This is a genomic window from Roseibium suaedae (assembly GCF_900142725.1).
Taxonomy (GTDB): domain Bacteria; phylum Pseudomonadota; class Alphaproteobacteria; order Rhizobiales; family Stappiaceae; genus Roseibium; species Roseibium suaedae.
Genome location: NZ_FRBW01000001.1, coordinates 562,923 through 586,309, shown reverse-complemented (window position 1 = coordinate 586,309; position 23,387 = coordinate 562,923). Strand labels below are relative to the sequence as shown.

Genomic DNA, 23,387 nt, shown 5'->3' with positions numbered 1-23,387 from the left:
GCCCGGCGTCAGACGTTGAGCAGCAGATATTCCCGTTCCCAGGGGCTGATCACGGACATGAAGGTCTCGAACTCTTCCTGCTTGATGGCCCGGTAGGTCTGGACAAACTTGTTCCCGAAGACTTCGCGGATGTCCTCGTTCTCCTCGAACAAGGCCACCGCCTCCTGCAGGCCGCGCGGCAGGGACTTCTGCTTCTCGCTGCAGTCGCCTGACTGCGGCTGGTCCGGCGTCAGTCCCTTGATCATGCCGAGATAACCGCAAGCCAGAGAGGCTGCGAGCGCCAGATATGGGTTGGCATCCGATCCCGGCACCCGGTTTTCAAGCCGCCGCGCCTGCGGGCTGGAATAGGGCACGCGCAAGCCGACCGTGCGGTTGTCATAGCCCCAATAGACATTCACCGGCGCTGCGGAACTGGGCGCGAACCTGCGGTAGGAATTCACGAAAGGCGCCATGATGCAGGTGACATAGGGCAGGAACTGCTGATGGCCCGCGATGAAGGACAGGAACGCCGGGGTTTCTTCGCCGTTCTCGCCGGAAAAGATATTGGCGCCCGTTTCCTTGTCCACCACCGACTGGTGGATGTGCATGGCCGAACCCGGCTGGTTGGACATGGGCTTGGACATGAAGGTGGCATACATGTCGTGCCGCAGCGCCGCTTCACGGATTGTGCGCTTGAACAGGAAGACCTGATCTGCCAGGGCAAGCGGGTTGCCATGGCGCAGGTTGATTTCCATCTGCGCAGCGCCCTCTTCGTGGATCATCGTGTCGATTTCCAGCCCCTGCTTTTCAGAGAGGTCGTAGATGTCGTCGATCAGATCATCGAACTCGTTGAGGGCGGAAATGGAATAGGACTGGCGCCCGACTTCCGGGCGGCCCGAACGGCCCGTCGGCGGCTCAAGCGGGTAATCCGGATCCGTGTTCGGCTTGACCAGATAGAACTCGATTTCAGGGGCAACAACCGGCTCCCAGCCCTTAGCCTCGTAAAGGCCGAGGATGCGCTTCAGCACGTTGCGCGGCGCCGTTTCCACCGGCTCGCCTTCGCGTGTGTAGGCATCATGGATCAACTGTGCGGTCGGATCGGTTTCCCAGGGAACCGACGTCAGGGTCTGATAGTCCGGGCGGAAATAGAGATCGCCGTCGATCGGATTGTGCTGAAACCGGTCGTCATCTTCCGGATAGTCGCCGGAAATGGTCTGGGCGAAGATCGAGGCGGGCATCGTCATGACTGGACCGGAGAAGAACTTGCCCGTTGGCATCATCTTGCCGCGCGCCACGCCCGCAATATCCGGCACGATGCACTCAATATCCTGAATGTTGCGCTCGTTCAGCCAGACACGGGCTTCGTCAACGTCAGCTACGCCGCGCAGGCCATCGCCATAGGAAGTGTCGGTCTCGGATGTTTCGTTGCTCACGGGTGGGCTCCGGTGGTTGGTGCAAGACCCCAGCATTTGGGGCTGAAGGCATCATAATCGAGGATTTCAGCAGCCATAGACCGAACTTTGACCGAGCCGCAGCAATGCCCCGATTTCTCAACCTTGCACCTTGGCCTCTAATTTGTGATCACATTTTCCGCAAGTCAACCACCCTCATCTCAAAGGGCAGCTATTCATCTTCAACGACCGCAAAGCTGGAGCGGCCGAGCAGCCCCATGCCCTCGCGAATGTCGCTGGCCATCGCCGCCCGGAGCCCGGCGGCACTGCCACCACGGATCGCCTTGATGGCTTCCTTGTGCCAATCAACCAGATGCGCGGTGCCAACCCGCCCATAGACCGTGCGCATGAAAGGCGCGAATTGCAGCCACAGGCTTTCCACGAGGGGCAGCAGAATGGTGGAGCGGGAGGCTTCGTAGATCCGGAAATGAAAATCGTGATTGAGCGCCATATAGGCTTCCGCATCACCGGTTCCCAGGCTGGCATCAATCTCCAGATCGATCTTTTCCAGCTGCCGGGCATCAAGCCTGGCACCCGTCTCCAGGGCCATCGCCGCCAGTTCCGGCTCAAGCAGAAGCCGGGCCTTCAGAACTTCATCGAAGCGCGAAGCTGTCATCCTGGGCACCTGAACGCGGCCATTGGGCAGCACTTCCAGCGCATGTTCCGCAGCCAGTCTCTGAATGACTTCCCGGACCGGCATCGGGCTGACGCCAAGCTCCTGCGCGAGACCGCGCAGGGTGACCGCCTTTCCGGGAATGAAGCGGCCGGTGAGCAAGGCAGAGCGGACCGCCTGATCGACATGCGCCCGCATGCCACCCCGTTTTAACAGGATTGCGGGAGAAGTCTCTCGCGTGGCCTTTCCGGCAGGCTTGTCAGTCTCCAAGAGAGATCCATCCTATGAAAGAGAAAGGGACAGAAAATGCACCATCTGCAGAGCAGGTGCCGTTTCTTCCCGCAAATCCTGTGGCCTCGTGCCTAGATCTGCGCCTTGACACAGTTTTTTGAACGTGATCACATTTTGTCAATAGCTTCCTGGCCGCGCCTATCAACTTGGCCTCAACCGGAAACATGGTGGACTATGGTAGACCTGCCTCACCTGACACTCGAGCATCCCGCTGAACCGGGATGGAAGAAGGACGTCGAGGCGTTTCTCGCGGAGCACCCGGACCTCGACACGGTTGAAGTGGTTCTTCCGGACACCAACGGCGTGCTGCGCGGCAAATGGCTGCCTGGATCCGCCGCCTCCAAGGTATTCAGCCAGGGCGTTGCCCTGCCCTTCTCCCTTTTCGGCCTGGATGTCTGGGGCCGCGAGGTGGAAAGCACCGGCATGCACATTGAGACCGGCGACAAGGACGGTGTCTGCTGGCCTATTCCCGAGACGCTTAAGCTTGTTCCCTGGACCGATCGCAAGACCGCCCAGGTGCTTCTGTCCATGTATGACCGGGAGGGAGACCCCTTCCTGGCCGACCCCCGGCATGTGCTCAAGCGCATGGTCGACAAGCTGGCCGAACATGGCCTGACAGCCACATGCGCTTTCGAGCTGGAATTCTATCTGCTTGAGGAGACGGACGGGGACTGGAGCGAACAGCCGAAGCCTCTGTTCTCGACACATCTCGGCCCGGCCCGGCAGAACATGTATGCCCTGTCGGACCTGGAAGCCCTTCAGCCGGTGGTGGACGATTTGCGCCGTGCCTCAGATCTGCAGGGAATTCCGGCAGATGCGGCGGTCTCGGAAGCCGCCCCCGGTCAATTCGAACTCAACCTGCACCATCGGCGTGATCCACTGCTTGCCGCGGATGATGCGGTGCTGCTCCGCCGGCTCGTGCAGGGCGTTGCCCGCAAGCATCAGCTCAAGGCCTCGTTCATGGCCAAGCCTTTTGTCGAATGGCCCGGCAACGGCATGCATGTTCACGTGTCGATGGAAGACAAGAACGGCAACATCTTTGCGGACCCAGACAGCGGATCGGAACGGATCGGCCATGCCATCGCGGGGCTTCTGGACACCATGCCGGAAGCCTTGCTGCTCTTCACGTCCACCTTCAACGGTTTCCGCCGGATGCAGCCGGGGTCCTACGCACCGACCTCCATCTGCTGGGGCTACGACAACCGCTCGGTCGCGCTGCGGGTCCCCGCCAGTTCGCCGGAAGCGGCCCGGATCGAGCACCGGATCGCGGGCGCAGATGCCAATCCCTATTTCGTGCTGGTCGGCGTCCTGGCCGGCATGCTGGAAGGCCTGCTTGCCAAGAAGACGCCGCCGCCGCCGGTGCTCGGCAACGCTTATGAGGCCCGTCACAAGAAGCTGACGCCCTGGATGGACGAAGCCATCGATGCCTTTGCCGCGTCCGAACGAATGAAAGAAGCTGTCGGCAGCGAAATGCACAAGGTGCTCACGGAGATCAAGCGAGAGGAACTAAACGAGTTCGGCCGGGAGATTTCAAGCCTGGAGCGGCAGACCTACCTTTGAGGCAGAAAATGCCGCCGCCAGACGGAACATGTTGGGAAGGCATGATTTTTGACTGGCGGGAAAACCAAACCAGCACCATTGTCGGATGCTGGAAGAACACTGTAAAAATGTCCCATGGAAGACTGACTGGTCCTTCCTTCTGGAGTGGAGTTCAAAAGATGATCAAGCGCATTTTGAGTGGGGTTGCCGTGCTTGGCCTGATGGCCGGTTCGGCATTGGCGCAGGACCGCGTCGTCAACGTCTACAACTGGTCCGATTACATCGATGATTCGATCCTGACCGACTTCACCAAGGAGACGGGCATCAAGGTCGTCTACGACGTGTTCGACAGCAACGAAGTGCTGGAAACCAAGCTGCTGGCAGGCGGCACCGGTTATGACGTCGTGGTTCCGACCGGCACGTTCCTCGGCCGTCAGATTCAGGCCGGCGTATTCCAGAAGCTGGACAAGTCCAAGCTGACCAATCTGTCGAACATGTGGAAGGACATCGAACTCCGCCTCGAGAAGTATGACCCGGGCAACGAATACGCCATCAACTACATGTGGGGCACCACCGGCATCGGCTACAATGTCGAGAAGGTGAAGGCAGCCATTGCCGATGCGCCGGTCAACAGCTGGGATCTGGTGTTCAAGCCGGAGAATGCAGCCAAGCTGGCCGATTGCGGCATCTTCATGCTCGACACTCCGGAAGAAATGGTCCCGGCAGCCCTGAACTATCTTGGCCTTGACCCGGATTCCAACAGCGCCGAAGACATCGAGAAGGCTGGTGAACTGCTGAAGTCCATCCGCCCCTATGTGCGCAAGTTCCATTCCTCCGAGTACATCAACGCTCTGGCCAACGGCGACATCTGCCTGGCCGTGGGCTGGTCCGGCGACATTCTCCAGGCCCGTGACCGCGCAGCAGAAGCCAACAACGGCGTGACCGTGGAATATACGATCCCGAAGGAAGGCGCCCTGATGTGGTTCGACAACATGGCGATCCCGGCCGATGCTCCGCATGTGGCGGAAGCACATGAATTCCTGAACTACATCATGCGTCCGGAAGTGGCTGCCAAGGCGTCCAACTACATCTTCTACGCTAACGGCAACAAGGCCAGCCAGGAGTTCATCGACAAGGAAGTCCTCGAAGATCCGGCGATCTACCCGAACGAGGAAACGGTCAAGAAGCTCTACACGGTGAGCACCAAGCCCGCCAAGGTCTCCCGGGTTCAGAACCGGGTCTGGACCGAAGTCAAGAGCGGCAACTAACCGGCACCGGGCGGGTCCTCAAGGACCCGCCCTTTCTGGTTACGGGGACAAATGGGGACAGGACCTTGGCGAAAAAACCAATCGGCCCGGTAAGACGTGCTTTTTCACCTTGGGATGATCCGGCAGCCAAGCCGTTCATCGAATTCCGGAATGTGACCAAGCGGTTCGGGGACTTTACCGCGGTCGACAATCTCAGCCTGAAAATCTACGAGCGCGAATTCTTCGCCCTGCTTGGCGGGTCCGGCTGCGGCAAGACCACCATGATGCGCATGCTCGCAGGCTTCGAGACGCCGACCGAAGGCCAGATTCTTTTGGACGGCCAGGATCTCGCCGGTGTCCCGCCCTACAAGCGCCCGACGAACATGATGTTCCAGTCCTACGCGCTGTTCCCGCATATGAATGTCGAGGCAAACATCGCCTTTGGCCTGAAGCAGGATGGCATGCCCAAGGCGCAGATCGCCGAGCGTGTTGCCGAGATGCTGCGGCTGACGAAGCTGGTCCCTTTCGCAAAGCGAAAGCCGCATCAGCTTTCCGGCGGCCAGCGCCAGCGTGTCGCCCTCGCCCGCTCACTTGCCAAGCGGCCCAAGGTACTGCTTCTCGATGAGCCGCTGGGAGCCCTTGACCGCAAGCTGCGCGAGGAAACCCAGTTCGAGCTGATGACCCTTCAGGAAGAACTGAAGATGACCTTCCTGATCGTGACCCACGATCAGGAAGAAGCCATGACCGTTGCCGACCGCATCGCCGTCATGGATGCGGGCAAGATCATCCAGATGGCTCCGCCTGCCGAGATCTACGAAACGCCGAACTCCAAGTTCGTTGCAGACTTCATCGGCGATGTGAACCTGATCGAGGCCAAGGTGGCTGAAAAGTCGCCCCAGGGCACGATCCTTCAGGCCGCATCCGGCGAATTCTGTATCGATACCATCCAGGAAACCCCGGCCGCCGTCGGCGATACGGTCTGGTACGCAATGCGCCCCGAGAAGATCCGCATCGCCCATGGCGACACTCCGGAGGCCAATGCGGTCAACAAGGTGGGCGCGGAAGTCTGGGACATTGCTTATCTCGGCGATATATCGATCTTCCATTCGCGGGTTGGCGAAAAGGAAACGCTACGGGCGACCGTTGCAAACATCACCCGGCTGGTTGAACGCCCGATTGCCTGGGACGACAAGGTCGTCCTGAGCTGGGAGCGGGATGCAGGCGTCATCCTTACGGCATAAGCGCAGAGGAAGCGGGGCAGCACATGAGCACCGGGACACAAGACAAACCGCGCAGGTCAGCCGGTGGCTGGCTGCTGATTGCCATGCCCTTCCTGTGGCTGATGGTGTTCTTCCTTGCGCCGTTCTTCATGGTCTTCAAGATCTCCTTCTCGGAAGTGGCGGTCGCCATTCCTCCCTATCTGCCGACCTTCGACCTCTCTGATGGGCTGGCTGGGATCAAGGATGCCTTCTCGACCTTCTCCTTCGATAATTACATCTGGCTGACCGAGGATGACCTCTACTGGAAATCCTATCTCTCCAGCGTCAAGATTGCCGCTGTCTCCACACTGATCACCCTTCTGGTCGGCTATCCGGTTGCCTATGGCATGGCACGGTCCCCGAAGGCCTGGCGCCCGACCCTGCTGATGCTGATCATCCTGCCGTTCTGGACCAGCTTCCTGATCCGCGTCTATGCTTGGATCGGCATCCTGAAGAACGAGGGCCTGCTCAACCAGTTCCTGCTGTGGACCGGCCTGATCGACCAGCCCCTGATCATCCTGAACACCAATCTCGCGGTCTATATCGGCATCGTCTATTCCTATCTGCCCTTCCTGGTGCTGCCGCTCTATGCCAGCCTGGAAAAGCTGGACATCAGCCTTCTGGAGGCAGCCTCGGACCTTGGCTGCCCGCCCTGGAAAGCCTTCTGGAAGATCACCCTGCCGCTCTCCATTCCCGGCGTGATCGCAGGATCCTTCCTGGTCTTCATTCCGGCGGTGGGCGAATTCGTCATTCCGGATCTGCTCGGCGGCTCCAACACCCTGATGATCGGCAAGACCCTCTGGGTGGAGTTCTTCTCCAACCGTGACTGGCCCGTTTCGTCCGCCGTCGCCGTCATCCTGCTAATGATCCTGGTGATCCCGATCGTCCTGTTCCAGAACCAGCAACAGAAAGCCGCGGAGAAACAAGCATGAAATCCGGTCCGTCCTGGTTCAATGTCACCTCGCTGGTGCTCGGCTTTTCGTTCCTCTATCTGCCGATCCTGCTGCTGGTGGTCTTTTCCTTCAATGAATCCCGGCTGGTGACCGTATGGGGCGGCTTTTCCACGAAGTGGTATGTCGAGCTGATGAAGAACCAGCAGCTCATCGATGCTGCCATCATCACGCTCAAGGTCGCCTTCCTATCCGCCAGTATCGCCACCATTCTCGGAACCATGGCTGCCCTGGTGCTGGTCCGCTCTGGCCGTTTCATTGGCCGGTCGCTTTTCTCCGGGATGATCTTCGCGCCGCTGGTGATGCCGGAAGTCATTCTCGGCCTGTCGCTGCTGCTGCTCTTTGTGGCCATGGACCAGGCGAGAGGCTTCTGGACCATCATCCTTGCCCACACGACTTTCACCATGTGTTACGTCGCGGTGGTCGTTCAGTCCCGTCTGGTCGGCTTCGACAAGAGCATCGAGGAAGCCGCGGAAGACCTCGGCTGCCCTCCGGTCAGGACCTTCTTCCTGATCACCCTGCCGATCATCCTTCCTGGCGTGATTGCGGGCTGGATGCTGGCCTTCACCCTGTCTCTCGATGATCTGGTGATCGCCAGCTTCACGACGGGCCCCGGGGCAACCACGCTGCCCATGAAGATCTATTCGCAGGTCCGCCTCGGCGTGACGCCGGAAATCAACGCAGTCTGCACGATCCTTGTCGCCCTGGTGACAATGGGTGTGATTGCCGCGTCGATCGCCACCAAGCGCCAGCAAGTCCAGCGCGAGCGGGATGAACGCGCAGCTTTCGGAGCAGCTGGCTAGAGACAACGCCTCTCTGGTCACTTCCTATCGACATCACCAGAAAACTTGAGAATTTCAGTGAAAATTAGCGGATCATATGCTTTAGTTCCTGCATCTTTGGATTGATATTTTCAAGGTCGCATATCGCTATGCAAGCTACACAGCCAGATTTGGCTTACTCCTTTCCGGACGAGCCTTCACAGGCACGTTCGGGTGAGAGTGACTGCTTTGAGATTAAAGTGCATGCTGCCCCGGCACGCGAGGAAATGGAACAGCTTTGGGCACGGCTGCCGGGTGGCTCGGCCTCTACGCCTTTTCAAACCATCGGTTTTTTTGAAGCTTTCCAGCGCAACATGCTCACATCGAGCAGCGACCGGTTCGAAATCCACGAAATCCGGCAGGCTGAAACGGGCGAAACCGTGATGCTGGTACCGCTCCACCGGAGCAGACGCGGCCCCCTCAGAATTGCATCCATCCCTGACCTTGGCCTCGCTGATCAATCCGGCCCGATCATCAGCAACAACCTCCATCTGTCGACCACACAAGCACAGGTCATCTGGCTCCAGCTGACCAAAAGCCTGACAAATGTCGATCTGATCATGATCCGGAATATTGTCCCGAAGCTGGGCTCCCATCTTAGTCCACTCTACCAGCTTGCGTGTGCCCGAGATGAGGCAACGATGCTAATGCTGGCACTTGCTCCGGAAGGCGAACAGGAGTTTTGGCGCACACGGCCTGTGTTCAAGGAAATCCGGCAGAAGAACCGCAAACTGGATGCCCAAGGCGTCCGGTTGGTCGAGGTCCGTGCCGTTGAAGACAGGCTCGAGATCATCGAAATGATCCGGGAGCAGCGGCGCATTCGTTTTGAAGCCATGGGGCGCCCCAATTCTCTTGAGTTTCCGGGTCGCGTCGGTTTCTACAAGGATATCGCCAGCCTGCGATCTTATGATAGCAACGCCGTTTTTCTCGCATTGCGAACCGACACCGAGATTGCAGCAGCTGTCATGACCTTCATCAACCAGGACATGCTCAACGGCGTGCTCATCGCAATAGGGGACGAGAAGTGGCACAGGATGTCCCCCGGGGTCGTGCTCTTCGCCCGGACGATGGATTGGGCGAAAGCCAACGGCATCCGCCAGTTCAGCTTCGGCACTGGCATGCAAGACTACAAGCAGCGGTTTGGCCCGCAGGAAGTGCTCTTGAAGCGCATCCAGCTTCCACTCACCCGGATCGGCAAGTGCGCCTTGAAACTTCACCGGGTGAAGCAAACTCTCCGGAACTACCTGCGTAAGGAAAATGGGGGCTGAGCCTCAGACTTTTGATCACACCCTACGCTCTTGACGCAGCGCACAATCCGCGCTCAAGTGCCTCCCATCAGGGAGACTTCTGGGAGTAAAACATGAACAAGATTTTTCCGGACGCGGCGGCTGCGCTGGACGGACTGGTTTTCGACGGAATGACGATCATGGCCGGCGGCTTTGGTCTTTGCGGCATTCCGGAGAACCTGATCGCAGCTCTGCGCGATACCGGCACCGGCAACATCACCGCCATTTCCAACAATGCCGGCGTGGATGATTTCGGCCTTGGTCTCCTGCTGCAGACGCGCCAGATCAAGAAGATGATCTCTTCCTATGTGGGTGAGAACGCCACGTTCGAGCGCCAGTACCTGAACGGCGAACTTGAGCTGGAATTCAACCCGCAAGGCACTCTCGCCGAACGTATCCGCGCAGGCGGAGCCGGCATTCCGGGCTTCTACACCAAGACCGGCGTTGGCACGCTGATCGCGGAGGGCAAGGAGCACAAGGACTTCAACGGCGAGACCTACATCATGGAGACCGGACTGGTTTCCGATGTGTCCCTGGTCAAGGCCTGGAAGGCCGACAAGGAAGGCAACCTGATCTACCGGAAGACCGCCCGGAACTTCAATCCGATGATGGCCACCGCAGGCAAGATGACCCTGGTCGAAGTCGAAGAGATCGTAGAGACCGGAGAACTGGACCCCGACCACATCCACACGCCGGGCATCTTTGTTGACCGCATCATTGTGGGCACCTTCGAGAAGCGCATCGAAAAGCGCACCACCCGCGCGGCCTGAGAAACGGGAGACAGACACATCATGGCTTGGACTCGTGACGAAATGGCCCAGCGGGCCGCTCAGGAACTCGAAGACGGTTTCTACGTGAACCTCGGCATCGGTATTCCGACGCTGGTTTCCAACTACATTCCGGAAGGCGTCGACGTGGCGCTGCAGTCGGAAAACGGCATGCTCGGCATGGGCCCCTTCCCGACCGAGAATGAAGTCGATGCCGACCTCATCAATGCCGGGAAGCAGACCATCACCGAACTGCCCCGGACCAGCTATTTCTCCTCCGCAGACAGCTTTGGCATGATCCGCGGCGGTCACATCGACCTGTCGATCCTGGGCGCCATGGAAGTGTCCGAGAATGGCGATCTGGCCAACTGGATGATCCCGGGCAAGATGGTCAAGGGCATGGGCGGCGCCATGGATCTGGTCGCCGGCGTGAAGCGTGTGGTCGTCCTGATGGACCACACCTCCAAGGCAGGCGACTCGAAGCTGCTGAAGGACTGCACCCTGCCGCTCACCGGCGTGAAATGCGTTGACCGCATCATCACCAACCTCGGTGTCTTCGACGTGGTCGAAGGCGGGCTGAAGCTGGTGGAACTGGCTCCGGGTGTTTCCGAAGACGAGGTCAAGGCCTCCACGGAAGCAACGCTGGTCTGAAGCAAGCGCTTCTCTTGGAACGACAGACGGCCTCCTCAACGGGAGGCCGTTTTCGTTTGGGGTACGGTTTTAGGCCACAGCCTTGCGGCCGCGCGTGCTGGTGCGCGTGCGGAAGGACGACGCGCTGGTGCGGGCAAGATAGATGACCGGCAACAGACCGACGATGAGGATCGTAAGTGCTGGAAGCGCCGCATCCTCAAATGCCTCGCGGGATGCTGCTTCAAACACGGTCGTCGCGAGTGTGTTGAAGTTAAAAGGCCGCAGCAGGATCGTGGCCGGCAATTCCTTCATGCAATCGACGAAGGTCAGGAGCAGAGCGGACAAGAGCACCGGACGCAACAGGGGCAGATGGATCTGTCCGAGGGTCTGGGACGCATTGCGGCCCAGAGTGCGCGATGCCATGTCCAGATGGGGAGAGATCTTGCCGAAGCCCCCCTCCACCTGGCCATAGGACACGGCCAGGAAACGGACCATATAGGCGTAGACGAGGCCCACTCCCGAGCCCACGAGCAGCAGGCCGGTTCCGATGCCGAACCATGCTTTCATCTGCGCATCGACGAAATTGTCGAGAGCTGCGAGCGGAACAAGGATACCAACCGCCAGAACCGTGCCAGGGATGGCATAGCCAACAGCTGCAAACCGCACGCCCATCACCAGAGGCCGGGTCTTGCGGAGCCGCAGGGCATAGGCCAGCGCGATGCTGATCACCACGGTCAGAATGCTTGCGACCGCGGCCAGCGACAGGCTGTGCCAGGCAGACAAGAGGAATGGTTCCTGCAGGAGGTCATTGAGACGACGGCTTGCCCGGTCCGCCAGGAGGGCTGCAGGCACGCCAAAGCCAAGGATGACGGGAACCAGACAAAGCACCAGCGCCCCGCCAGCCTGCCAGCCGCTCAGATCAAACCGTGCGGGCTGACGCTGCTTGGAATGGCCTGCATCAAACCGCTGCTTGCGGCGGGCAAAGCGCTCGAGCCAGAGCAGGGCAAACACCATGATCAGCATGGCAATCGCGAGCTGGGCTGCGCCGGTCAGGCTCGAGCGGTTGAGCCAGGTTTCATAGACCGAGAAGGTCAGGGTCTTCACACCGAAGAAGGTCACCGCACCGATGTCGTTCAGGCATTCCATTAGCGCTAGAGACACGCCCACAACCACCGCCGGCCGGGCGAGCGGCAGAGCAACTCGGAAGAACACCCGATAAGGAGACGCCCCGAGTGTGCGTGACACATCAAGAATGGAGGCAGACTGGATCAGGAAACTCGCCCGGGTCGTCAGGTAGACATAAGGGTAGAGCACCACGCTCATCACGAAGATCGCACCGCCAAGGGACCGGATCTCCGGAAACCAGTAGTCCCGCGATGTGTGAAAGCCGAAGAGCTGGCGGATGAAGGACTGGACCGGGCCTGTGTAGTCCATCACCTCCACATAGGCGAAGGCGATGATGTAGGTCGGCACCGCAAGGGGCACGAGCAGAAGCCAATCCAGGATCTTCTGCCCCGGAAACCGGCACATGGTGGTGAGCCAGGCCGTGCCGATGCCAAGCACAGCGGTCACCACGCCAACGCCGAGCATCAAAATGACCGTCGTGGAAATCGCTCTCGGCAGAACCGTGCTGATCAGATGCGACCAGACCTCCCCTGCCCCGCCGAAGGAAATCCAGCCAATGGAGGCAAGCGGAAAGACCACCAGAGCTGCCACAGCCAGAGCGGCGATCTGCCAGAAGCGTTCTGCAGATGTCATGAGGCGCAGGCGTGACAAGGGTTGGGGGTCTCCCGGGGAAAGCAAAATCGGAGCTGTTCGGTCTAGTTAAAGGGTGTGAAGCTGAAATGCAAAAGGCGCCGCACATGTGCGGCGCCTTGTCCCGGGAAACCCGAGTTTTCAGCAATCAGGATGCGGGGCCGTCGTCAAAGGCGACCCGGTCCACCATTTCACTGGCGGCCTTGCGGTACTTCGCAATTTCGGACAGGGAAATGTCATCCGGCTTGAGCTCACCCCAGCCCTTGACGCGCTCCGCAATCGCGACACCCGGCGTCAGCGGATACTCGAAGTTGGTTTCCGCATAGATCTCCTGAGCATCCGGCGTGGTCAGAAACTCGATCAGCTTCATCGCATTGTCCCGGTTCGGAGCATACTTGTTGAGGATGACGCCCGAAATGTTCACGTGCGTTCCGCGATCTTCCGCATTCGGGAAGATAAGGCGGACGGAGGCTGCCCAATCCTTCTGCTCCGGTTCCGCGTCATTGGTTTCCATCTGACCCATGTAATAGGTGTTGCCGAGTGCGATATCGCATTCGCCGGCATAGATGGACTTCACCTGGGCGCGGTCATTGCCGGTGGGCTTGCGCGCAAGATTGTCACGCAGGCCGACAAGCCACTTTTCGGTTTCAGCTTCACCGTGGTGCACGATCATGGAAGCGATCAGGCCGAGGGTATAGTCGTGCTGGCCCGAACGGGTGCAGATGCGGCCCTTCCACTTCGGGTCTGCCAGCTCTTCATAGGTGATGGCCGTCTGGTCCACACGCTCGCGGGACGCATAGATGATGCGGGCACGGGCGGTCAAGCCAACCCAATCCCCATCCACATCGCGGAACTGAGAGGGAATGTCTTTCGCAACAACTTCGGACTTGATCGGCTCTGCAATGCCGAGCTGCTTGGCAGTGTCGAGACGGCCGATGTCCACGGTGAGCATAACGTCAGCCGGGGAGTTCTCGCCCTCAGCCGCAATACGCTCGCCGAGCCCCTTGTCGGAGAAGACCACATTGGTCTTGATGCCGGTCTTGGCAGTGAAGGCATCCAGCAGAGGCTGAATGAGAGAAGGCTGCCGATAGGAGTAAACGTTCACTTCCTCATCTGCGAATGATTGCCCGCTGGTTAGCGCCGTCGTGGCCAGTATCACCGCGCAGGCAAATGCCTTCCTTGCTCCGTGCATATATCGTCTCCCGGAATGATCCTTCCGCTGCGGACCACCGCGCGGATGCTTGCTATTTCCGCGCGGACTATGGTCCGCACCCCTTTTCAAGTCAATAAACCCCTAGTTATCAATAGTTTAGAATAATTCCAATCTAATCGGTATCTATAACTCAAGTTTTCTCTTCATTTCCATCATCTTGCGGATTTTTCGGAAGAGGCACCTTCGATGAAGGCTGCCCTCCCAATCCACAGGCCCCGGTCACGTTCCCGTGAGTGCGCTCAGGAAAGCGCGGCTTCGCAACAGCGAAACAATCGCCGCCCATGAAAAAAGGTCCCGCACCTGACCGGCCGGGACCTTCTTCAAAAGACAGTTTGCAAAGCCCAGGGCTTACTCGGCCGCCTCGGCGGTCGAAGAGCGCAAGGACAGGCGAGCCCAGGGACGGGTGCCAGCCGGGGCTTCCTCGACAGCACCGACGGGCTGAAGATAGCGGGTCACTTCCGGCCATTCGCCCTTTTCGAGCGCGGCCAGAACTTCCGGCTTCACGATCTCGAAGCTGCTGACACCACAACGGCGCAGCAGCGGGATCTGGTCGAGGATGTAGAACCCGACAGCGCGGATATCGCCCTTGTAGCCGAATTCCTCACGCAGCACCCGGGCCGAGGAGAAACCGCGGCCATCGCTGAACTTCGGGAAATCAACGGCCACAAGCGCCAGCTTGTCCAGATGAGCGACGATGTCTTCCACATTGTCACCCGGAGACACCAGCACAGCGATGGAAGCGTCACTGCCGCTCAGGCTTTCGGCTTCCGCCAGATAGCGGGCAAGCGGAACAAGCACGTTTCCGGATGCCGGAACCGGCTCTTCGCTGGCGACGCGGATCCAGTCTTCCTCATGGAAAGCGCCGTTCTTGTAGATCTTGCTCATTCGTCTTCGCGTCCCTTCGCGGACCGGACAGACTATCCGGGACCCGCACTGTCTCTTGCCGGCCGCAGCCGGAATTTCTCAAATGCCGCTACCGTCGACTTCCTTGCCAAGGGTCGGCAGGTGAATGCCGCACTCGGTCTTGTCCTGCCCGCGCCACCGGCCCGCCCGGGCATCTTCACCCGGCTTGACCTTGGAGGTGCAGGGCATGCAGCCGATCGACGGATAGCCCTGGGCTACCAGCGGATGCGGCGGCAGGTTCTTTTCCCTGGCATAGGCAAGAATGTCTTCTGCCGTCCAGTCCGCGAGCGGATTGATCTTCACCCGTCCGCCTTCATACTCGAAAGGCGGCAGGCTGGATCTGGTCGAACTCTGGAACCGCTTGCGGCCCGAAATCCAGCTTCCAAAGCCAAACAGCGCCTCTTCCAGCGGAACCACCTTGCGCACATGGCAGCAAGCGTCCGTATCACTCATCCAGAGCATGCCCGCAGGATCGACCTCGGACAAGACCGGCTTCGCAGGCTTCTGCGAGCGGACATCCGTCAGGCCGAGCTGCTCGGTCAGCTGATCCCTGTACCGCAAGGTATCGGGAAAGAGCTTGCCGGTATCGACCATGATCACCGGCGCAGAGGGATCGATCTCGGACACCATGTGCAGAAGCACAGCGGAATCCGCACCGAAGCTGGACACCATGGCGATGTCACCGGCAAAGCGCTCCCGGAGCGCATAGCGCAGGATCTCCTGCGCCGTTGCCCCGGCGAACCGGATGTTCAGAGCGTCGATTTCATCCCGGATGCCGGCAGGTTCCGATGTCTCGTATCTGCCAGCAGGTTCAGCCAGTCCCATAAAGGGCCTCCTTGAAGGGGTCATCCCCTACACGCCGGTAAGCATCGAGGAAGGTTTCTTCCTTGCTGCTCCGCAGACCCAGATAGGTGTCCACCAGGGTTTCGATTGCATCGACTACTTCTTCCGAGGAGAAGCCGCGGCCGATGATTTCACCAATCGAGGAATTCTCGTTCGCAGAGCCGCCAAGCGTGATCTGGTAGAATTCCTCGCCCTTCTTCTCCAGGCCCAGAATGCCGATGTGGCCAACATGGTGGTGACCGCAGGCGTTGATGCAGCCGGAGATCTTGATCTTCAGCTCGCCGATTTCCGCCTGACGGTCAGCACCGCCAAAGCGTTCGGAAATCCGCTGAGCGACCGGGATCGAACGGGCCGTTGCGAGGGCGCAATAATCCATGCCCGGGCAGGCGATGATGTCGGTGATCAAACCGGAATTGCCTTCAGCCATGCCACCTGCGACCAGACGGTCGAAGATCGCCGGGACATCCGCCAGCTTCACATGCGGCAGGATGACGTTCTGCTCATGGCTGATGCGGATCTCGTCATGACCATAGGCCTTGGCGATGGCTGCGATCTCATCCATCTGCACATCGGTCGCATCACCGGGGATGCCGCCAATCGGCTTCATCGAGATGGTCACGCTGACATGGCCCGGAACCCGGTGCGGGTTGAGGTTATGCGCCACGAACTGTGCGAAAGCCGCGTCGGCTGCCTTGCGGGCTTCAAAAGCACCATCAGTTTCCGGCAGGACTTCCAGCGGGGGCGGTGCGAAATAGGCCTCGATACGGCGCACTTCTTCATCCGGCAGTCGCAGCACGCCATAACGGATCTTGGCGAATTCTGCCTCGATGTCCGCCTTCAGCTCTTCAAGACCGGTCTCGTGAACCAGGATCTTGATGCGGGCCTTGTACTTGTTGTCGCGGCGGCCATAGAGATTGTAGACGCGCAGGATCGCTTCGGAATAGGCCAAGAGGTCCTCTTCCGGCAGGAAGTCGCGCACCTTGCGGCCGATCATCGGCGTGCGGCCGAGGCCACCACCAACAAAGACCACAAAACCGGTTTCACCAGCTTCGTTGCGGGTCAGCTGCAGACCGATGTCATGCACCTGAACGGCTGCGCGGTCGTGCGGCGCGCCGGTGATGGCGATCTTGAACTTGCGCGGCAGGAACGAGAACTCCGGATGCAGCGACGACCACTGGCGCAGGATTTCCGCGTAGGGACGCGGGTCGGCGATTTCGTCGGCAGCAGCTCCGGCGAAATGGTCGGCGGTCACATTGCGGATGCAGTTGCCCGAGGTCTGGATGGCATGCATCTCGACTTCGGCCAGCTCTTCCAGGATCTTCGGCGTATCCGCCAGGCTCGGCCAGTTGAACTGGATGTTCTGCCGGGTCGTGAAGTGGCCGTAACCGCGGTCATAGGTGCGGGCGATATGCGCCAGCTTCTGCATCTGACGGCTGTTCAGCGTGCCATAGGGAATGGCAACACGCAGCATGTAGGCATGAAGCTGAAGGTAGAGACCGTTCATGAGGCGGAGTGGCTTGAACTCTTCCTCAGACAGCTCACCAGACAGGCGGCGGCGCACCTGGTCCTTGAACTGCTCGGTGCGCTGGGTCACGAAGCCCTGGTCGAATTCGTCGTAACGGTACATTTCGCGTCTCCACTCCGGCTGGGCCTTGTCCGAGGCGCTGACCGGTCATCTTCCCGGAGCATCAGGGGCCAAGTGCCCGTCACCGATGCTCAGTCATTTCAAGGTCGACCGGCTCTTCCTCCAAGATCTCCCGAAGGAGATCCCTGCCGATCCAAGACCGTCATCTGACGGCCTCACATCTTTGTCCGGCTCAGGCCTGGGAGGCCTGTGCCTGCTTGCCCAGTTCCGGATGGGTGGTTGGACCCTTTGCGCGGATCTTTTCGCGCAGGCGCACCGGAACCAGCTTTCCGTCTTCCTCGGTCACGTCGACTTCATAAACGTCGACCACTTCCCGGCGTTCGGCAGAAGCAAGACCTGCAGCAAGAGCCGCGGCAACGTCATCCTTGCCATCCAGCACCAGTGCTTCGGAGACCTGGCCAACCCAGGCGTTTCCGGCACCGAGCCAGACCACTTCGCCATCGATCAAACGGTTGGCGGTAACAATCTTCATTGCCCTTATCTCCTCAGGCGGCGAATTCACGTTTCAGCGGCCAGGCCGCAATGGGTTCGGCTTTTTCAAGAGCAGCATGCCCGACCGCCTCACCAATGACGATCAGCACGGCTCCATCAATGTCGGAGCGATCCGACAGATTGCTCAGGTCAGCCAGCGTGCCACTGAACTGACGCTCGGAAGGATGGGCCGCATTCTCGATGATTGCGACGGGTGTGCCGGAGCGAAGACCGGCGGATACGAGCTTGGTGGCAACGTCCGCCGCAACAGTCCGGCCCATGTAGACCGCGACCGTCGCCCCTTTCAGGGCCAGACCCGCCCAGTCGGGCAGAACTTCGGACTTGGCATTGTGCCCGGTGGCAAAGACCAGCGTGGAGGCAACACCGCGCAAGGTCAGCGGAAGCTGAGCCGAGGCCGCAGCGGCAAAGGCAGCCGTCACACCCGGCACGACCTCAAAGCTGATGCCGGCTTCGCGCAGCGCATCCATTTCCTCTGCCGCACGGCCGAAGATCATTGGGTCACCTGCCTTGAGCCGGACGACCTTGAGGCCTTCACCGCCAAGCTTGACCAGGAGCTTGCAGATGTCGGCCTGCGACACGGAATGCGCGCCCTTGCGCTTGCCGACCGAAATCCGCTCTGCATCCCGGCGGCCCATGGCCACGACCCCGGCGGGCACCAGAGCGTCATGAACAATCACGTCTGCTTCCTGCAGCAGCCGCTGGGCGCGCAGGGTCAAGAGATCTTCCGCGCCAGGGCCAGCGCCCACCAGCCAGACAAAGCCGGTTTCATCGGCAGCGCCGTTCAGAAGACGCTGTGCTTCCGCACGGGCGGCATCCTTGTGGCCAGCGTAGACATTATCGGCAACCGGACCGGAGAAGAACCGGGCCCAGAACCGGCGGCGGGCAGCGGCGTCCGGAATGACACGGCTTGCTGCATCGCGCAGGCCCTCGGCCAGACGCGCCAGATCGCCCGTGCCCTGCGGCAGCATCGCTTCGATCTTCGCGCGGATGTGGCGGGCAAGAACCGGGCCTGCGCCCGTCGAGGTGATAGCCACCGCAATCGGCGCACGGTTGACCAGAGCGCCCGTGTAGAAATCGCAAAGATGCGGCTTGTCCACCGCATTGGCCGGCACACCCATGATCCGGGCAGCTTCAACAACAGCGCGGTCCAGAACCTCGTCTTCGCGGGCGCTGAATACAAGAGCCGCCCCGTTCAGATGCGACGGACGGAAGGCTTCTGCAACATGAACGGCGCCGGCAGCGGCAATTGCCTCGGCCAGTTCGCGTTCGATCTCTTCGGCGATAACTTCGATGCGGGCATTGGTTTCAGACAGAAGACGGACCTTGGCAGCGGCTTCACCGCCATGACCGATGACACAGACGCGCTGTCCCGCAACCTTGAAGAAGGTCGGGAACACATCAAGCCGCCGGCGCGCCGGGGCGATCTCACGTTGTTTCTCTGGTCCAGCCATAGGGCCTCTCCCGGGCATTCGCATCCACGGTCTCAATTTAGCGATTTGGTGAAGAAAACTGCGGGCATCGGATTTCAAAGTGCGTGGCAAGGAGAGAAAAGGAATCCTCTCTTGTCCGGTTCGGCGAACAATGCCGCCAGACAACCCGGATTGCAGGCTTTCGCCCCTCGCCCTGAATTCAGCTAACGCAGTGCATTCAATGCGCCCGGACGGCCCTATCCCTGCCGTTCGGACCTTCCCGAAAAGCAAGTTGATGCTGCGCTGCACATGAGCTTCCCCAACCACATCTCACGTTGGAGTTGAAAATTGAGGTGCAGCCAATCCGCCTCTTTTGTATACAAAAATATTGACTCTGTACGCAGACTCCCAGCACGATCATGCAAGCTTGATCTTTTCAAGCGACATGGGAGGACATTGATGAACAGAAAATACGCCCTGCCGGCAGCCTTGCTGGCAGCAACCGTTTTGTCTGGCAACGCCCACGCAAGGGTCACCGGCTTCCAGATTCAGTCATCCAGCCCCGCTTTCGAGGGACAGACCTTCGGCGACACCGGAGCCTATGAGCGGATCGATGCCATCGCCACGATCGCGGTCAATCCGGACAGCCCCGCCAATGCCGGCATCGTCGACATCGAAAAGGCGCCCCGCAACGCCAAGGGTGAAGTGGAGTTCAGCACCGAGGTCTTCATTCTTCGCCCGGCTGATGCCACCAAGAAATCGCCTTTCCTGTTCTATGAAGTTCCCAACCGGGGCCGGAATCTGAGCTTCATGCTGCTGAATCGGACCGAGGGCTCGGGCGTTCCCGAGAAAAAAGAGGACGCGGGCGACGGTTTCCTGATGACCCGGGGGGATACGGTCGTCTGGAGTGGATGGCAATCGGACCTGCCGGACGCAGGCATCAACATCACCCTGCCGACCCTCTCCGGGGTGAAAGGCACCTCCCGCGAGCAAATGATTTTCGACAAGCCGGGTGAAACGGGAAAGATATCCCTCACCTATCCGGCAGCGGACATGGATCCATCCAAGGCAACGCTGACCGTACGCGCGACACCCAATGACGCCGCATCCACCCCCGAAGGCCTGACCTTCAAATATGTCAGCGCCACCGAAGTCGAGATTACCCGCCCCGCTGGGCTGGATGCGGGCGCGATCTATGACTTCGTCTACCCGGCGGAAGGCAGCGTGCCGGCCGGGCTCGCCTTTGCCGCCACCCGCGACGTGATTTCATTCCTGCGCGGCAACGAGGGCCACGACGCGGAAAACCCGCTGAGCGGCGTCGAGCATACGATCGGCATGGGCATTTCCCAGTCCGGACGCTTCGTCCGCGATTTCATCTATCAGGGCTTCAATGCCGATGAAGGCGGCAAAAAGGTTTTCGACGGCGCGATGGCCCATATCGCCGGCTCCCGGAAGACCTATACAAACTATCGCTTTGCCCTGGCGGGCCGCTATTCGCGGCAGCACGAGGATCATGACTATCCGGGTGATCAATTCCCCTTCACCTACGCGCTGACAACGGATCCGCTGACCAACAAGCGCGAAAGCATCCTGAGCGCCTGCACCGTCAGCGACACCTGCCCGAAGATCATGCATTCGGACACCTCGACCGAATTCTGGCAGGGACGTGCCTATCTGGTCTCGACCTCTCCGGAAGGCGAGCCGCTGACCATGCCGGACAATGTTCGGCTGTATTTCCTTGCCGGCGCCCCGCACTTCAACTCCTGGGGCACCCAGTCGAACATGAGCAAGACCTGCGTCAACCCGACCAACCCACTGAGCTCTGCCCCGGTGATGCGCGCCCTTTATGCGGCAATGGAAGATTGGGTTTCCAAGGACACGGCTCCTCCGGCCAGCAGCTTCCCAAGCCTTGCCGAGGAAACCCTGGTCAAGCTTGACGATCTGAAGCTGCCGCAGATTGCGGGCACCACGGAAAAACCGAGGTTCAATACCCTGCGGGTGATGGATCACTCTGAAAAGCCGCCGGTGCAAGGCGCCGCCTACATGGAATACGTTCCATCTGTCGACAAGGATGGCATTCCTCTCGGCGGGATCCGGCTTCCTGTGGTTGCCGCCCCGCTTGGCAGCTATGCCGGCTGGAACCTGCGCGGCGCAGGCTTTGCAGAAGGTGAGCTCTGCAGCCTGACCGGCAGCTATCAGCCCTTCCCGAAGGCTGCGGATAGTCAGGACAGCCGCGATCCGATCGACGCACGCTACAAGGACGAACAGGCCTATCTGGATGCCGTGAAAGCGGCAGCAGAAGGATTGATCGCCCAGAAGCTGATGCTTGAAGGCGATGTCGACTATGTGCTGGAACGCGCCAAGGCAGACGCAGGCAAGGTCTGGAACTGATCGCCCGTCCAGACAAAACAAAACCGGCGGCCACTGGCCGCCGGTCTCATGATCTGATCGACTGCTTTTTTCAGCTCAGGCCGCGATGTCGCGGATGAACTTCTCGATCTGGCCGGTCAGGCTCTGCGTGCCTTCAACGACCGACGTCACCGCGCCAGAGACTTCCACAACCACATTCGATGACTTGCGGGCATTGCTGGAAACGCCGGAAACGCGCTCGCTTGCGGTTTCCGTGCCGTGAGCTGCTTCCTGAACCCCGCGCGAGATTTCGCTGGTGGCGGCGCTTTGCTCATTCACAGCCGCCGCAATTGCAGAGGTTTCAGAGGAAATGCTGTCCATGATCTGGGAGATTTCCCGGATCGACCGGGCCGCCTCGTTGGTCGCACCCTGAATGGCGGCAATCTGCTGGGTGATGGTCTCGGTCGCCTTGCCGGTCTGGTTCGCAAGGGCCTTCACCTCATTTGCCACAACCGCAAAGCCCTTGCCTGCATCACCCGCACGGGCGGCCTCAATGGTGGCATTCAGAGCCAGAAGGTTGGTCTGTTCGGCAATGGTTGAAATCAGCTGGACAACGTCCCCGATTTCCTGCGCGGCGGCGGACAGGCGCTCAACCTTGTCGTTGGTCGCTGCGGTGGTTTCTGCGGCCTCCGAGACGACGGCAGTGGTAGAGGTCACGCGGCGGTTGATCTCTTCGATCGAAGAGGAAAGCTGCATGGTGGCGGCGGCCACTGCTTCCACATTCGACCGGGCATCCTGCGACGAGGAAGCGGCTTCGTCAGCAAAACGTTCCGTGTCGCTGGTCACCGTGGACAGGGACTGAGCGGTGTCTTCCAGACGGGACATGGTGTGCGAGACGGAGTCCAGGATACCTGCAACACCGGCCCGGAACCCGTCGATTGTCTTTTCACGGGTGAGAACACGCTGCTGGCGCTGTTCCATTTCCTTGCGGTTGGCTTCCGCCAGCTGACGGCGCTCCGCAGCATTGTCGCGCAGCACCAGGATCGAGCTTGCAAGGTGGCCGATCTCATCCCCGCGGACATTTTCCTTCAGCTGAACTTCATAGTCGCCATCAGAGATCTTGCGGACAGCGCTCGCCAGATTGCCAAGCGGCTTCAGAACACCGAGATGTAGAGCAAGACTTCCCAGCGCCACGCTCGTCAAAAGCACAGCGATGATGGCGTAGACCACATCAACAGCCAGAGCTTCGCTGGAGTCAAAACTCTCACCGCGTTGAATAAGCTCTGCACGCTCGGCTTCCAGCTCGGCAATCTGCTTTTCGAACACAGCCTCAACGGCTTCGGTCAAGGTGGAGGCGTTGGCATCGAAGGTCGCCATTTCCTTGTTTCCGGCAGACGTCCCCTCGGCGATATAGGCCTTGGCCATCTTGGTACCAGCCGCAAAATAGCTCGGGAATTTGGCACGGACGTCGGCAATGCCGCTCACGACATCACTGTAGCCAAGACGTTCCGCGATGGCCTTTGCCTCAAGGCTTTCCGACTCGAAATTTGCTGCAAATTCTTCAGACAGCGCGAAACCGTCGTCCAGACCATCTTCCCCGCGCGTTGCGGAGATGTCGGTAAGCCATTGCTGAACCTGAACAATGTTGAAGCGCATCTTCTGCAGGGAAACCGCAAGATTGAGGACGTCGCCCGAGAACTGCTGCCCCTTCACTTCCAGCTCGGTCGCTGACTTCGTCATCGAGCTAAGACAAATGAGAAGACCAATGCTGAACGCGAGAATTGTCGCGAAAAACACGCCGGCTGCTACTCCGGTTTTTGCCTTAAGACTTTTCAAAGCCAATCCCCCAAAACCTGGCCCAAAATTGGGACCCATGATTGGAGCGATACGGGAGTGCGGGTATCCAATTACTTAACGGAACAAGCGACCCATCAAAAATAATATA

Annotated in this window: 19 protein-coding genes; 9 read left to right on the top strand and 10 right to left on the bottom strand. The window is 59.8% G+C overall.

Features of this window, described 5'->3' with window-relative positions:
• Positions 1 to 8: 8 nt before the first annotated feature.
• Positions 9 to 1,448, bottom strand: coding sequence for a glutamine synthetase family protein (locus BUA94_RS02655; RefSeq protein WP_084081668.1), 1,440 nt, complete (start codon positions 1,446 to 1,448; stop codon positions 9 to 11).
• A gap of 154 nt (positions 1,449 to 1,602) precedes the next feature.
• A complete protein-coding gene (locus BUA94_RS02650; RefSeq protein WP_208979948.1) occupies positions 1,603 to 2,313 on the bottom strand; it encodes a GntR family transcriptional regulator in 711 nt (236 codons plus the stop codon).
• Between the two features lie 195 nt (positions 2,314 to 2,508).
• Between BUA94_RS02650 and BUA94_RS02645 the strand changes: the two genes are divergently transcribed.
• From BUA94_RS02645 to BUA94_RS02610, 8 genes are all read left to right on the top strand, one after another.
• Positions 2,509 to 3,894, top strand: a complete 1,386-nt coding sequence (locus BUA94_RS02645) for a glutamine synthetase family protein (protein ID WP_073008435.1) — start codon at positions 2,509 to 2,511, stop codon at positions 3,892 to 3,894.
• A 161-nt stretch (positions 3,895 to 4,055) separates the two neighbouring features.
• Positions 4,056 to 5,141 carry a polyamine ABC transporter substrate-binding protein gene (locus BUA94_RS02640; RefSeq protein WP_408011910.1) on the top strand — a complete coding sequence of 362 codons (1,086 nt, stop codon included), beginning with the start codon at positions 4,056 to 4,058 and terminating at the stop codon, positions 5,139 to 5,141.
• A gap of 65 nt (positions 5,142 to 5,206) precedes the next feature.
• Positions 5,207 to 6,361 (top strand): ABC transporter ATP-binding protein, encoded by a 1,155-nt coding sequence (locus tag BUA94_RS02635; protein WP_073008433.1) that lies wholly within the window; start codon positions 5,207 to 5,209, stop codon positions 6,359 to 6,361.
• Between the two features lie 23 nt (positions 6,362 to 6,384).
• Entirely contained in the window at positions 6,385 to 7,311 is a 927-nt protein-coding gene (locus tag BUA94_RS02630) for an ABC transporter permease subunit (protein WP_073008431.1), read from the top strand.
• Positions 7,308 to 8,132, top strand: coding sequence for an ABC transporter permease (locus BUA94_RS02625; protein WP_073008429.1), 825 nt, complete (start codon positions 7,308 to 7,310; stop codon positions 8,130 to 8,132). Before BUA94_RS02630 ends, BUA94_RS02625 begins: the two co-directional genes overlap by 4 nt.
• A 101-nt stretch (positions 8,133 to 8,233) precedes the next feature.
• Complete coding sequence (locus BUA94_RS02620; RefSeq protein WP_139250990.1) at positions 8,234 to 9,418, top strand: GNAT family N-acetyltransferase; 1,185 nt, start codon at positions 8,234 to 8,236, stop codon at positions 9,416 to 9,418.
• Between the two features lie 92 nt (positions 9,419 to 9,510).
• Positions 9,511 to 10,206, top strand: coding sequence for a CoA transferase subunit A (locus BUA94_RS02615; RefSeq protein ID WP_073008426.1), 696 nt, complete (start codon positions 9,511 to 9,513; stop codon positions 10,204 to 10,206).
• 21 nt (positions 10,207 to 10,227) lie between these two features.
• Positions 10,228 to 10,854, top strand: coding sequence for a CoA transferase subunit B (locus BUA94_RS02610; RefSeq protein ID WP_073008424.1), 627 nt, complete (start codon positions 10,228 to 10,230; stop codon positions 10,852 to 10,854).
• A 69-nt stretch (positions 10,855 to 10,923) separates the two neighbouring features.
• On the opposite strand, the gene BUA94_RS02605 is transcribed toward BUA94_RS02610, so the two are convergent.
• The 7 genes from BUA94_RS02605 to cysG all read right to left on the bottom strand — a co-directional run bounded on the left by BUA94_RS02605 (position 10,924) and on the right by cysG (position 19,135).
• Entirely contained in the window at positions 10,924 to 12,591 is a 1,668-nt protein-coding gene (locus BUA94_RS02605) for an ABC transporter permease (protein WP_073008422.1), read from the bottom strand.
• Between the two features lie 145 nt (positions 12,592 to 12,736).
• The gene (locus tag BUA94_RS02600) at positions 12,737 to 13,780 is read right to left on the bottom strand and encodes a Fe(3+) ABC transporter substrate-binding protein (protein WP_073008419.1); all 1,044 of its coding nucleotides are present in this window, start codon (positions 13,778 to 13,780) and stop codon (positions 12,737 to 12,739) included.
• 369 nt (positions 13,781 to 14,149) lie between these two features.
• Positions 14,150 to 14,686 carry a DUF934 domain-containing protein gene (locus BUA94_RS02595; protein WP_073008415.1) on the bottom strand — a complete coding sequence of 179 codons (537 nt, stop codon included), beginning with the start codon at positions 14,684 to 14,686 and terminating at the stop codon, positions 14,150 to 14,152.
• A 78-nt stretch (positions 14,687 to 14,764) separates the two neighbouring features.
• On the bottom strand, positions 14,765 to 15,529 hold the full coding sequence (locus BUA94_RS02590) for a phosphoadenylyl-sulfate reductase (protein ID WP_073008412.1): 765 nt from the start codon (positions 15,527 to 15,529) through the stop codon (positions 14,765 to 14,767).
• Entirely contained in the window at positions 15,516 to 17,174 is a 1,659-nt protein-coding gene (locus BUA94_RS02585) for a nitrite/sulfite reductase (protein ID WP_073008409.1), read from the bottom strand. The genes BUA94_RS02590 and BUA94_RS02585 overlap by 14 nt, the downstream gene beginning before the upstream one ends.
• Positions 17,175 to 17,364: 190 nt before the next feature.
• A complete protein-coding gene (locus tag BUA94_RS02580; protein WP_073008406.1) occupies positions 17,365 to 17,664 on the bottom strand; it encodes a DUF2849 domain-containing protein in 300 nt (99 codons plus the stop codon).
• 13 nt (positions 17,665 to 17,677) lie between these two features.
• Positions 17,678 to 19,135, bottom strand: a complete 1,458-nt coding sequence (cysG, locus tag BUA94_RS02575) for a siroheme synthase CysG (protein WP_073008403.1) — start codon at positions 19,133 to 19,135, stop codon at positions 17,678 to 17,680.
• A gap of 417 nt (positions 19,136 to 19,552) precedes the next feature.
• Here cysG and BUA94_RS02570 point away from each other — a divergent pair, with 417 nt between their 5' ends.
• A complete protein-coding gene (locus BUA94_RS02570; RefSeq protein ID WP_073008400.1) occupies positions 19,553 to 21,484 on the top strand; it encodes an alpha/beta hydrolase domain-containing protein in 1,932 nt (643 codons plus the stop codon).
• Positions 21,485 to 21,559: 75 nt separating this feature from the next.
• Here BUA94_RS02570 and BUA94_RS02565 read toward each other — a convergent pair whose 3' ends face one another.
• Entirely contained in the window at positions 21,560 to 23,182 is a 1,623-nt protein-coding gene (locus tag BUA94_RS02565) for a methyl-accepting chemotaxis protein (RefSeq protein WP_175557980.1), read from the bottom strand.
• Between the last annotated feature and the right edge of the window lie 205 nt (positions 23,183 to 23,387).